This is a genomic window from Arthrobacter sp. K5 (assembly GCF_040448525.1).
GTDB lineage: Bacteria > Actinomycetota > Actinomycetes > Actinomycetales > Micrococcaceae > Arthrobacter > Arthrobacter globiformis.
Genome location: NZ_CP159279.1, coordinates 2,514,114 through 2,527,003, shown reverse-complemented (window position 1 = coordinate 2,527,003; position 12,890 = coordinate 2,514,114). Strand labels below are relative to the sequence as shown.

Here is a 12,890-nt window from a genome sequence, read left to right as displayed (position 1 = left end):
ACACACGAAAGGACAGATCTCACATGGGACAGGCGGAATGGGCTACGGTACCCATCTCAACCCGGGACGTCGACGGGCCGGTGTTCTTCACCGAGCACGAGTGGAATACGATCGAGGCCGCAACGGCCCGGGTCATCCCCACCGACCACCACCCGGGCGCGCGTGAGGCCAAGGTCGTGCGCTTCATTGACCGGATGCTAGCGGGAACGCAGTTCATCTTCCCGGCCGCGGACGGCAACGGGTTCCTCCGGATGGAGGGCCGCGACGAGGCCGCGTGGCAGGAGCGCATCAAGCAGCGCCGGGAGTTTTACCGCGAGGGCGTTGTGGAGTTGGACCGGCTGGCGAAAGAGCGTGCCGACGTCGAGTTCCTCGAACTTCCGGCAGAGGACCAGGACGCGGTGCTCGAGGCACTTTCGGGCGCAGCGAAGCCACATGCTTTTTCATTGGAGCACTCCGAGGTTGGTCTTGGGGGCGCACCGGCTGGAAACCAGCCGGTCAACGAGGACTTCCTGGAGTTCTTCCCGCTGCTGGTGCTAAATACCCGTCAGGGGTTTTACGGCGACCCGGTGTACGGAGGCAACGAGAACCGCGTCGGCTGGGGTGTTATCGGCTTCGACGGACCTCCGTCGCTCGCCTCAACCATGGACGGCAGCTACACCACCCGCAAGTACATGGTGGAGGGGGCCGAGTGGCCGTACGACCAGCATCCCGAAGTCCTGCGGTACCGGCGTCCGTGACAGCTGGCGCGCCGACCACCGGCGCGTTCCGGGGCTCCTCAAGGGTAGCCGGGGATAATGGAGTGGTGTCCACGAGTCCCGCGCCTTCAGATGCCCGAAACACCAATGGGCGCGGGGAGCGGCTGGCCTCCAGGTCAAAGGCTCCCCGGATGTCCGACGTTGCCCGGCTCGCCGGGGTGTCCCAGCAGACGGTGTCACGGGTTGTCAGGGGAGCGACCAATGTGGATCCGGACATCCGCCAACGCGTGGAGCACGCAATAGCGCAACTCCGGTACCGCCGAAATCCCGCAGCCGCGGCGCTCGCCAGCAACCGGACCATGACAATCGGTGTTGTCAGCTTCGAACTGTCGGTCCTGGGCCCAACGGTGGCCCTGTACGGTATTTCGGAAGAAGCCCGGCAGCATGGCTACGCTACGCGTTTAGTCACGTTGGCCAGTCTCGAACGGCGGGACATCCGGGCAGCCTTCGAATCCATCAATTCGGATACGGTTGACGGCGTCATCGTGCTCGCGCCCTTGTTGGATGCGATCACGGTGCTCGAGGACCTCGACATCGGTGTCCCCGTGGTGACCTTCCAGCAGGGATCGCAGCCGAGCCCCACAAGCGTTTCCGTTGACGAAGTGCGGGGGGCCCGGATGGTGGTGCGCCACTTGCTGGACCTCGGGCACGAAACGGTGTGGCATGTTCAAGGCCCTCCGGGTTGGATGGCAACATCCGCCCGGGTCCAGGGATGGGCGGCGGAACTGGGCGCGGCCGGACGCGTCGTTCCGACGCCGCTCGCAACGACCGATTGGTCGGCCGCTGAGGGATACCGCGTGGGACGTGAACTCGCCGCAAGGAAGGATGTCACGGCGGTCTTTGCCGCCAACGACCCCTTCGCGCTCGGCGTGATTAAGGCCATGGACGACGCCGGGCGCAACGTGCCGGGCGACGTCAGCGTTGTGGGATTCGACGACGTCAAGGAAGCACCGTTCTTCCGGCCGGCACTGACCACGGTGAAGTTGGACTTCGAGGCCATTGGTCACATCGCCGTAGGCCGCATCCTCGCCATGATCAAAGAGGAGACGGAGGGGGACATCCCCCTGCTGGAACCGCTCCTCATGCTCCGCGACACCACAGCGCCGCCGCGAAGCCGGAGCTGACACCAGCCGCGCCTGCCTGCACCCATACCCAGGGCTGAACTCCCGGCTCTGGGACCACTAGGGCTCCTGCCCTATTTCTGAAAAGCAGTGACCCCAAGTCTTGCAATTCCCTACCTAACCGGAATACCGTGAGTTAGCGCTAACTCAGGTACTCGAAGAAGAGAAAAGAGAGAAAAACAATGGTCGATCCATTTGTCGTCGTGGCAGTCTCGCCGCGGACAATCAATGTGAAGAATCCCGGCGACGGCGTTGCCAACGTCAAGCGCATCAATGAATTCATCGACACGGCAGTCATGGTCGGGGCCTGGGAGGGCTCTCCGGTCAAGCTGGTGGTCCTGCCCGAAATGGCAATCCAGGGCATGATCGCCAACACGCCAGGCAACCGCGAAAAGGAGCGTCACTTTGCCGTGACAATTCCCGGGCCGGAGACGGACGAGCTGGCAAAGAAGGCCGTGGAACTCAACACCTACATCTCTGCCGAACTGTACATGGTGAAGGATGAGGACTTCCCGGACCGCCACTTCAATGTCGCCTTTATCATCGATCCGCAGGGCGAAATTATCTACAAGCGCTACAAGGCCACCAGTGATGCCTACGAGGGCGGCATGCTTGGCAACATGAACCCGCACGACGTGTGGGACGAGTGGATTGAAAAGAAGGGCAATGGCAATGCAATGGACGCCATTTTCCCTGTGGCTAAGACCGAGATCGGCAACATCGGGTACGCCATCTGCCACGAGGGTGTCTATCCTGAGGTGGCGCGTGGGCTCGCGATGAACGGCGCCGAGATCATTATCCGGGGCACCCTGATCGAGCCGGCCGTGCAGAACGGCATGTGGGAACTGCAGAACCGGGCACACGCCATGTTCAACTCGGCGTACGTCGTCGCTCCGAACCTGGGGCCCGAGGTCCGTGACGACGGGAGCATGCAGGACCTGTTCGGCGGCCAGTCCATGATCGTCGGACCGCGGGGCCAGATCCTCACCAAGCAGCAGGGCTGGACGTCGGGTGACTCGTTCGTCTGCACCACGATCGACATCGAAGCGCTCCGCCGGGCTCGGGTGTCGAACGGCCTGTACAACCAGTTCAAGGACCTGCGCACCGAGCAGTACCGGGTTATTTACGACAACCCGATCTACCCGAAGAACCAGTACCTCGACGCACCTCCCGGTGAGGACTGGCTGGCCCGGGAAGACTCAACCCGAGCCGCCAATATCGAGAAACTCATCGAGCGCGGTGTTCTCACGCCGCCGTCCGGCTACAAGGCCTAACGTGGGGGAATTGGCCGGGGATCACGTGTCTCGTGGGCCCCGGCCAATTCTGCCCGAACGCTCAGCTGTAGCAGGCCCCTCGCCGGAGGCTTTGGCGCCAATCATCCCGGACAGATTACTCAACTGTGCTCACCATCCGACCGAAGAGGATGCTCAATGATCCGCCAGCCAGCGCTGACCGGCGAAGACGACAAATCAGATCCGAAAGAAGTAAGAGGAAGCGACAAGCCTTCACTGCGAGCCGCCATTATCGGCTTCGGAATATCCGGCCGTGTCTTCCACGCCCCGCTCATTCAGGCAAACGATTCTTATGTTCTGGAAGCCATCGTCACTTCGGACCCAGGAAGGACTGATGCTGCCCGGGCAACTTATCCGCATGCCCGGATCATTCCCACCCCTGAGCAACTCTTTACCCGGGTTGATGAAGGGGAGCTGGCCCTGGATGTGGTCGTCATCGGCACACCTCCCCTCAACCACAAACAACTTGCCAAGGCAGCCCTCGAACGCGGTCTGCACGTCGTTGTCGACAAACCGTTCGTCCCGTGCTCGGAAGACGGTGAAGAGCTTATTGCCGCGGCGACTGACGCAGGCCGGTGCCTGACCGTGTTCCAGAACCGCCGATGGGATGGTGATTTCCTTACCCTCAAGCAGCTGATACGCGAAGGAAAGCTTGGCGAAGTCCGCACATTTGAATCCCGCTTCGAATGGTGGATGCCGGAGGGGTTCCGGAACTGGCGCGACACAGCCCTGCTAGCTGAGGGCGGAGGGATACTTCACGACCTCGGCGCCCACTTAGTCGACCAGGCCATCCAATTGTTTGGTCCGATCGCGGAAGTCTACGGGGAAACCGCCCGTCACGGCGATCCCGATCAGTCCGATGCAGACCAGGATGCCTTCCTCTCGCTACTGCACCGGTCCGGAACGCGGTCCCGCCTGTGGATGAATGGACACGCTGCCCGGCTAGGTCCCCGCTTCCACGTCCTGGGCTCCCAGGCCGCCTACACGAAATGGGGACTTGACGGACAGGAAAAGGCGCTGAGGGAGGGCATGCTCCCCACCGATCCTGAATACGGCATTGAACCTGCGGAAAGTTGGGGGAAAGTAGGTGTGGCCGGATCTTTTCGGGATGAGCCGACCCGCCGGGGTGACTATCCCCGGTTCTATGCGCAGCTGGCGCATGCCTTACAAACCGGGGGTGCACCGCCTGTTGATCCCAGCGACGCTGTTGCAGTCCTCAAAATAATCGAGCAAGCTCGCCGATAACCGTGATTCCGACAAGCCTGCCGGGCTGGCCATGTCATCGACGGATCCCACCGACAATGGTTAACCTCCCGTCATTGTCAGAAGAACCGCCACGTCCGGGCGCATATTCTGAGAAGGAGCCGCACCCCCAATCCTGAAGGAAGCCCATGCCCGACGCCACACGTCCTTTGCGCAGACTTGGATTCCTCACCATTGGCCTGTTCGATCCGGCGAATCCGGCTGCGGGACACCAATCCACTTTGCAGATCATGGAACTTGGCGAGCGGCTCGGTTTCGACAGCGCGTGGCTGCGCCACCGCCATCTGCAGTTCGGAATCTCCTCCCCGATTGCGATGATGGCCGCCGCGAGCCAGCGCACCTCCCGGATCGAGCTTGGAACCGCTGTGACCCCGTTGGGCTGGGAAAACCCATTGCGCCTGGCCGAGGATCTGGCCACCGTGGATCTCCTCGCCGGGGGACGAATCAATCCGGGGCTGAGCGTGGGGGAACCGATGCACTACGACACCGTGAAGCACGAGCTGTACCCGGATTCCGCCGAGCTGGAGGACTTCAGCTACGCCCGCGTGGATCGGCTTGCCCGCCTGATCGCAGGGGAAACGGTGCGGGAGTTTTCTGGCAGGCAAGGTGTGGTGGAGGAATTCTCCAACCGCGTCGAGCCGCACTCTCCCGGGCTTCGGGCTCGCCTTTGGTATGGAGCGGCCAGCAGGAAGTCCGCCGTCTGGGCCGGGGCAAACAATTTCAACTTGCTCTCCAGCAGCGTCGTGTTCCCCGAAAAGGATCAGGAACCGGACTTTGCCCAGATTCAGCAATCGCAGATTCGTGCCTTCCGTGAGGCCGCCGCAACGGCACAAGCCCGTGGACCAGCCCGGGTATCGCAGGGCCTGGTGGTGATCCCGACCGACTCGGCATCGCCCAGCCAGCGGGAGAAGTACCAGCGGTACGTCGATGAACGCACTCCCCGCACACGGGCGCCCCAAGGGCCAAAGGGCATGCTGTTCGCCCCGGACCTCATCGGTACCTGCGAAGAAATCGCCGAGCAACTGTACGCACATGCAGGATTCCAGGAAGTTGACGAAGCGGTGTTCGCACTGCCCTTCAGCTTTGACCACGAGGATTACGTCCAGATCCTTACCGACATCGCAGGCAAATTGGGTCCCGTCCTGGGCTGGACTCCGGCCGAAAATGGGCACGACCGGCAACGAGCGGCACGGCCTACGCCCTAGAAGCTGGTGGGAGAGCGCTGCTCCGGACCTCTGCCCCGAAGCCCCAGCCCGCCGTCGTAGCCCATGGAAACACGGCGCAATGTTTCGGCCCCGGCCGTAATCTGGTCACATGCCTCGTTTCGCGCTTGATATTGAGTCCGTTCCCCGCCCTGTTCGCGCCCAAGCACTGCTGGATGCAGTGAACCACCGGGTCGTCATTGCCGATGGTGCGATGGGAACCATGCTGCAGGGGCGGGACCTCTCGCTCGAGAAGGACTTCCTGGGCCTGGAAGGCTGCAACGAGATCCTCAACGACACGCGCCCGGACGTCCTCGCGGACATCCACGACGCGTACTTCGCTACAGGCATCGACGCGGTCGAAACCAACACCTTCGGCGCCAACTGGTCCAACCTCTCGGACTATGGCATCGACGACCGGATTGAAGAGCTCGCCCGCAAGGGTGCGGAGATCGCCCGTGAGCGCGCAGAGGCGGCAGAAAAAACAGACGGACGGATTCGGTGGGTCCTGGGGTCGATGGGGCCGGGCACCAAGCTCCCCAGCCTCGGGCACACCAGCTACGACTACCTCAAGCAGACCTTCGCCCTGCAAGCCGAGGGCCTCATCGACGGCGGAGCGGACGCCTTCCTGATTGAGACCAGCCAGGACCTCCTGCAGACCAAAGCCGCGGTCAACGGCTGCAAGCAGGCGATCGTATCCCGCGGCGTCCGGCTCCCCATCTTCGTCGAGGTGACCGTCGAGACCACCGGTACCATGCTGATGGGATCCGAAATCGGCGCGGCGCTGACCGCACTCGAGCCGCTCGGCGTCGACGCCATCGGCCTGAACTGCGCCACCGGGCCGGACGAGATGAGCGAGCACCTGCGCCACCTTTCCAAGCAGTCCTCCGTGGCCATCGCCTGCATGCCCAACGCCGGCCTCCCGGTGCTTGGCGCCAACGGCGCGCACTATCCGCTGTCACCCAGCGAACTCGCCACCGCGCACGAGCAGTTCGTGCGGGAATTCGGCCTGGGTCTCGTGGGCGGATGCTGCGGCACGACGCCGGAGCACATGGCCGCCGTCGTCGAACGCCTTGCGCCCTTCCGCACGAGCGCCGCCGTCACCGGCGGCGGGAGGGGCACCGACGGCGCCCGCGTCCCCACCGAAAGCGAAGCGGGCATCGCCTCCCTTTACCACCACGTGCCGTTCGACCAGGAGTCCTCGTACCTCGCTATTGGTGAGCGCACCAACGCGAACGGTTCGAAGGCGTTCCGCCAGGCGATGCTCGAAGAGCGTTGGGACGACTGCGTCGATATTGCACGCGAGCAGGTCCGTGTCGGCGCGCACCTGCTCGACGTCTGCATTGACTACGTGGGGCGCGACGGCGTAGCTGACATCAAGGAGGTCGTCTCGCGTTTCGCGTCGGCCTCCACCCTCCCGCTCGTCATCGACTCCACCGAACCGCCCGTGCTGCAGGCCGGTCTCGAACACATCGGCGGGCGCCCGGTGGTCAACTCCGTCAACTATGAGGACGGCGACGGCCCGGACAGCCGTTTCGCGCGCATCATGCCGCTCGTGAAAGAACACGGCACCGCCGTGATCGCCCTGACCATCGACGAGCACGGCCAGGCGCGCACCACCGAAGGCAAGGTGGCGATCGCATCCCGCCTTATCGACTCCCTGGTGGGCGAATGGGGAATGCGCGTGGAAGACATCATCGTCGACGCACTGACCTTCCCCATCGCCACCGGCCAGGAGGAGACCCGGCGCGACGCCATCGAAACGATCGAGGCCATCCGCCAGATCACCGCGAAGTACCCCGGCATCCACACCACCCTCGGCGTCTCGAACGTCTCCTTCGGCCTGAACCCGGCAGCGCGCATCGTCCTGAATTCGGTGTTCCTGCACGAGGCCGTGCAGGCGGGCCTGTCCAGCGGCATCATCGACGCCGCCAAGATCGTGCCCCTCGCTTCCCTGCCGGAGGAGCAGCGCCAGGTGGCGCTGGACCTCGTCTGGGACCGCCGCGAATATGACGCCGACGGCAACGTCACCTACGACCCCCTGGCACGCATCCTGGACCTCTTCGCCGGCGTCGACTCGGCAGCGCTCAAGGACCAGCGCGCGGCGGAACTCGCGGCGCTTCCCACCGGCGAACGCCTGCAGCGGCGCATCATCGACGGCGAGGGCAAGGGCCTCGAAGAGGACCTCGACCTTGCGCGCAGCGAAGGCATGACCCCGCTCGGCATTATCAACGACCAGCTGCTCGAGGGCATGAAGGTTGTTGGTGAGCGCTTCGGCGCCGGCGAGATGCAGCTGCCGTTCGTGCTGCAGTCGGCCGAGGTGATGAAGAACGCGGTGGCGCTGCTCGAGCCGCACATGGAGAAGTCGGACGCCTCGGGCAAGGGCACCATGGTGATCGCCACCGTGCGCGGCGATGTGCACGACATCGGCAAGAACCTGGTGGACATCATCCTCACCAACAACGGCTACAAGGTGATCAACATCGGCATCAAGCAGCCGATCGCCGACATCATCGCCGCGGCCGAAGAGCACGACGCCGACGTGATCGGCATGTCCGGCCTGCTCGTGAAATCCACCGTGGTGATGAAGGAGAACCTCGCGGAACTGCAGTCCCGTGGGCTCGCGAAGAAGTGGCCCATCATCCTCGGCGGCGCAGCCCTGACCCGCGCCTACGTGGAGCAGGACCTGGCGGAACAGTTTGAGGGAACCGTCAGGTACGCCAAGGACGCCTTCGAGGGCCTGGCACTCATGGAACCGCTGGTGCAGGTGGCCCGCGGCGCCGCGCCGGACGCCGTCGGCCTTCCGCCGCTGAAGAAGCGGATCCATAAAGGCGGCGCGAAGCTCACGGTGACCGAACCGGAGGCCATGCCCGGCCGCTCCGACGTGGCCGCCGACAACCCTGTGCCCTCGCCGCCGTTCTGGGGCACGCGCATTGTGCGCGGCGTGGCACTCCACGACTACGCGGCGTTGCTCGACGAGCGCGCCACCTTCATGGGGCAGTGGGGACTCAAGCCCGGCCGCGGCGATGACGGCGACTCCTACGAGGAACTGGTGGAACGCGAGGGCCGGCCGCGGCTGCGGTACTGGCTGGACCGCATCCTCGCCGAGGGAATGCTTGATGCGTCCGTCGCGTACGGCTATTTCCCGGTGGTCTCCGAGGGGGAACAGGTGGTGGTGCTGCACCACGGGGAGGATCACGACGGCGTCCTTGGCACCGCGGGGCTGCTCGCCCCCGACGGCGGCTCAGGCGGCCCGATCGGCACCGATCGGTTGCGTTTCGACTTCCCGCGCCAGCGCCGGGACCGGCACCTCTGCCTCGCCGACTTCGTGCGCTCGCGCGAATCGGGGCAGATCGACGTCCTGCCGATCCAGCTGGTCACCGCCGGCTCGAAAATCGAAGAGGTGACTTCCGAGCTGTTCGCCGGGAACCACTACCGCGACTACTACGAGCTCAACGGCCTGGTCATGCAGCTCACCGAGGCGCTGGCGGAATTCTGGCACGCGCGCATCCGCTCCGAGCTGGGCTTCGCGGCCGAGGAGCCGAAGGACAAGGCAGGGTACTTCAAGCTCGATTACCGCGGTGCGCGGTTCTCGCTCGGATACCCCGCGTGCCCTGACATGGAGGACCGCCGCAAGGTGACGGAGCTGCTGCGTCCCGAGCGGATGGGCGTGATCCTCAGTGATGAGCTGATGCTGCACCCCGAACAGTCCACCGACGCGTTCGTGTTCCACCACCCGGAGGCGAAGTACTTCAAGGTGTGAGTTGGTGCCGTTCCCTGTCCTGAATGGGCTGAGCCCGGGCGGCGTGTCCGCCCGGGCTGGAGACCGGCTTGACCCGCCGGAGGGCGGCGAGAATGGCCCGCCCCACCACGGCGATTCCGATGATCGTGGTGACGGCCCGCAAAGTGTCCCAGCCCGCCGTCGACGTCAACAGCGAGTAGAGCAGGAAGCTGGAGAGATTGGTGCCCAGCGGCGCGCCGGCCACGTAGGAGATGCCGGTGCCGGCACCGACAGCGAAGGGCCAGAACCACAGGTTGGTCAGCAGGCCGAACAGGTAGGACGCGACAACGCCGTAGCCGCACAGCATCCACAGTTCGGCCCGGCCCTGCACCCGGCGGGGGAGCAGGCCGGCCCCCGCGCCCACCCACGCACAGGCAAATATTTGGAACGGTGTCCAAGGCCCGATGCCGCTCCACAAGGCGCTGGAGACGGCGATGGTGGCGGCGCCGAGGAGCATTCCGAAGCGGGCACCGAAGGCCCGGCCGGCCAGGATCAGCAGGATGAAGACTGCCTCCACGCCCCCGACGCCGGTGCTGGCCACCCGCACTGCCGAACCGACGGCGGCCAGGACACCGAGCAACGCCACCGTATGAGCGGAGCTGACCGAGCCGTCGAGGGACACCACGATGGCGACGACGGCGAGCGGCGCCATGGCCAGCGCCGCGTAGGGGAGGGCCGCGGCGGCATCCTCCGGGAGGGCCGCTGCGAGCAGCGGCCAGCAGAACGCAGCGAGGGCCACAAGGTTTGCAGCGGCGAGAGCAGAGAGCTCGACGCCTCGCGGCATCCGGATGCGGCGGGATTTTTTGGCAGCTGGAATGTCTGTCCGCCGGTCAGCGAACCGTGGCCCTACGATGTGCTGCGCCGTTGCCGCATCGGCTGTGTCCGCACTGGCCGGGGCGGCTTCTGACACGGAAGCGGGCGCGACGCCGTCGCGCATCGGGAGGATCCGGGCGCCGAGGCCGTGGGCAAAACCGAGGTCGTGGGTGGCAATCAGGACCGCAGCACCGGCGTCCGCTGCTGCCCGCAGCGCGGCGGAAACTGCCGCGCGCGCCGCAGGATCGAGTCCGCGCGTGGGCTCATCGATCAGGAGCACCAGGGGGTCATCCATGGTCTGAAGGGCGATGGCAAGGATCCTGCGCTCGCCGGCAGAGAGGTCCCGGGGGTGCTCGTGGCCAATGGGAATGCTGACGTCTCCCCGCAACCGGGCAAGGTGTGACTCCGCTGAGCGTGCGGGAAGCGGGCCACTGCCCCGGCCCGCTTTACGCGAAGCGCGCGCCAGGCGCCGCTCGGCGGCGCGGAGCTCTCCCGCGACGGTATCCCGGGTGAAGAGATCGTCCGAGGCGTCCGGGACAAGGGCGACGCGGCCGCCGTGGACCGTACCGGCGTCGACCGTTCTTCCACCGCCAGTGCCTTCACCGAGCGTGCCTTCGCCGAGGGCGAGCGCCACCAGGAGGGACGACTTCCCGGCACCGTTCGGCCCCACCAGGGCCACCACTTCACCGCGGTGCAGGGTGAAGGAGGCGTCGCGCACGAGCGGCGTGCCCTGGCGGTTCACCGCGACGTTGGTGGCGGCCAGCACGGGCACGCGCGCACCCGGGTGCGCCGGCGTCGGACCGGCAACGGCAGCGGGCGGTGTCTGCGACGGCGCAACACCGGGCACCAGGGCGCCGTCGTCGATGGTCCACCACGAGTCGGCCACGGTCACGAGCGGTTCCGCCCGGTGCTCCGCCACGATAACGCAGACATCCGCTTCGCGGGCAAGGCCATTGAGCACGGCGATGACGTGTCCGCGTGCTGCGGTGTCAAGGTCGGCCAGGGGCTCATCGACCAGGAGCAGGGCCGGCTGCTCCACCACCGCGGCGGCGATGGCCACGAGCGTTGCCTCACCGGCAGAGAGGGTGCTGACATTCCGGTCCAGCAGCGCCGACACCCCGATACTCTCCGCGACCGCCAGCACCCGGGCCCTGGCGGCCCCGGATGCCACACCGCCCAGCTCAAGTGCGAGGCCGATTTCATCCCGGACCAGGGTGGTGGCGAAGGCGGCACGGGGATTCTGCAATACGACGCCGATGAGGTGGGCAGTATCGCGCGGCGGCGTGGTGGCACGGTCCGTTCCGCCGACTCGCACGGTGCCGGAAATTTCTCCGCCGTCAACGTGGGAGAGGAGGCCCGCGATACCCCGCAGGACCGTGGACTTGCCGGAGCCAGTCGGCCCGGTAATGACCGTCATGGACCTGCTGGGTGGTGCGAAACCGGCGACGCGCACCTGCGCGCCGCCAACCCGGAATTGTGCGTCACGGACGAGCAGCGGTGCGTCATCGCCGCGGCCGGGTTGGTGTGGTGCCCGGCTCCCGAAGCCTCGCAGCTCTAGGGCCGCGGCAACCCGGCTGGCGTGCTCGAGGGTGCGCTCGAGCACGGGAACAAGGGCGCGGGGTCCGAAGCGTTCGCCCCGCAATCGGAAAGCCAGGCGCACGGAGCCCACGGCGTCGGCGAGTGCCGGGAGCGCCGCCCACGCTACCACAAGCATCCGGGCCATGCCCTGCATGGGGCCGCGGCGGGCCAGGTGCACGAAGCCGCGGGCCACGTCCACCCAGGCGTTGAGGATGCCGAAACCGAGGATCATCCCGGCAATGGGCAGGGCGGACAGGACCGCCTGCCACAGGCCTGCTGCCGTTACCGGGCCCAGGATGACCACATGGGCGTACGGGGCAGGCAACGGGATCGCCGGTGTGTTGAGCAGCACCGTGTCACCAATGCCCGCCCCGTTGAAAAGGATGCGGTAGATGACCCGCGCCGCGATGAATACGACGGCGAGAACCGCCGCTGCGCGTAACGGCGCGGGTCGAAAGGTCATGCCGCGGGTGCGGCCGGTGCGCCGTCGACCGTGTAGAGCAGTTCCAGGCTCTGTCCCGGGCTGACCTTAAGGGTAGCGAGGCCTTCCTGCGCGTAGGCCCAGGCACCCGTGGCCGGCTTAACCCAGAGCGCCCAGTAGGCAAAGGCGGCCGGCATGCCGCTGCATTCTTCCTTGTAGGTGCCGCCCTTGTGCTTGATTTCGAGGTCTGCGGCGGGCACACCATTAACACGGCACACGAGTTCGGTGGGGTACTGGGTAGTGCCCTCGGTTTTCACCTTTGCTTCGTCGAGCACCTTGGATGCGAGAGTCGGCGCGTCCACGGCCACGCAAACGGACGTGTCGGCGGCGTCCTGCTTCAGGGCGCCCGAATCGACGATGACCTTCACACCGGCGCAGGGCTCGGAGGCGGCGCTGGATGAAGACGTTGCCGGGGAAGCCGGTGCAGAGGTAGTTGGCTGGGTGGCGGCCGGCGTGGAACAGCCAGCAAGAGCAAACAGGAGACCTGCGGCGGCGAGCGAGCTCGCGGCGGCGGTGCGGATCTTAGTCAAAGTCACCTGACAAGGGTAGGCCGTTGCTTATCCGGATTTGGATGCCGTCGCGTTGTGTGACGTTAGTTCTCGCG

At 65.8% G+C, this 12,890-nt stretch carries 8 protein-coding genes; 6 read left to right on the top strand and 2 right to left on the bottom strand.

Features of this window, described 5'->3' with window-relative positions:
- The first annotated feature begins 23 nt into the window (after window positions 1–23).
- From ABRP34_RS11450 to metH, 6 genes are all read left to right on the top strand, one after another.
- The gene (locus ABRP34_RS11450) at window positions 24–737 is read left to right on the top strand and encodes a gluconate 2-dehydrogenase subunit 3 family protein (RefSeq protein ID WP_353710284.1); all 714 of its coding nucleotides are present in this window, start codon (window positions 24–26) and stop codon (window positions 735–737) included.
- A 149-nt stretch (window positions 738–886) separates the two neighbouring features.
- Window positions 887–1,879: a substrate-binding domain-containing protein gene (locus ABRP34_RS11445; protein ID WP_353710283.1), complete on the top strand. Its 993-nt coding sequence runs from the start codon at window positions 887–889 to the stop codon at window positions 1,877–1,879.
- Between the two features lie 179 nt (window positions 1,880–2,058).
- A complete protein-coding gene (locus ABRP34_RS11440) occupies window positions 2,059–3,150 on the top strand; it encodes a nitrilase-related carbon-nitrogen hydrolase (protein WP_353710282.1) in 1,092 nt (363 codons plus the stop codon).
- Between the two features lie 156 nt (window positions 3,151–3,306).
- Window positions 3,307–4,413 (top strand): Gfo/Idh/MocA family oxidoreductase, encoded by a 1,107-nt coding sequence (locus tag ABRP34_RS11435; protein ID WP_353710281.1) that lies wholly within the window; start codon window positions 3,307–3,309, stop codon window positions 4,411–4,413.
- 146 nt (window positions 4,414–4,559) lie between these two features.
- Window positions 4,560–5,636: an LLM class flavin-dependent oxidoreductase gene (locus ABRP34_RS11430; protein ID WP_353710280.1), complete on the top strand. Its 1,077-nt coding sequence runs from the start codon at window positions 4,560–4,562 to the stop codon at window positions 5,634–5,636.
- Between the two features lie 109 nt (window positions 5,637–5,745).
- A complete protein-coding gene (gene metH, locus ABRP34_RS11425) occupies window positions 5,746–9,396 on the top strand; it encodes a methionine synthase (RefSeq protein ID WP_353710279.1) in 3,651 nt (1,216 codons plus the stop codon).
- Here the strand turns inward: metH and ABRP34_RS11420 are convergent.
- Complete coding sequence (locus ABRP34_RS11420; protein WP_353710278.1) at window positions 9,386–12,268, bottom strand: ATP-binding cassette domain-containing protein; 2,883 nt, start codon at window positions 12,266–12,268, stop codon at window positions 9,386–9,388. The genes metH and ABRP34_RS11420 overlap by 11 nt on opposite strands.
- On the bottom strand, window positions 12,265–12,822 hold the full coding sequence (locus tag ABRP34_RS11415; protein WP_353710277.1) for a hypothetical protein: 558 nt from the start codon (window positions 12,820–12,822) through the stop codon (window positions 12,265–12,267). The genes ABRP34_RS11420 and ABRP34_RS11415 overlap by 4 nt, the downstream gene beginning before the upstream one ends.
- Window positions 12,823–12,890 lie beyond the last annotated feature (68 nt).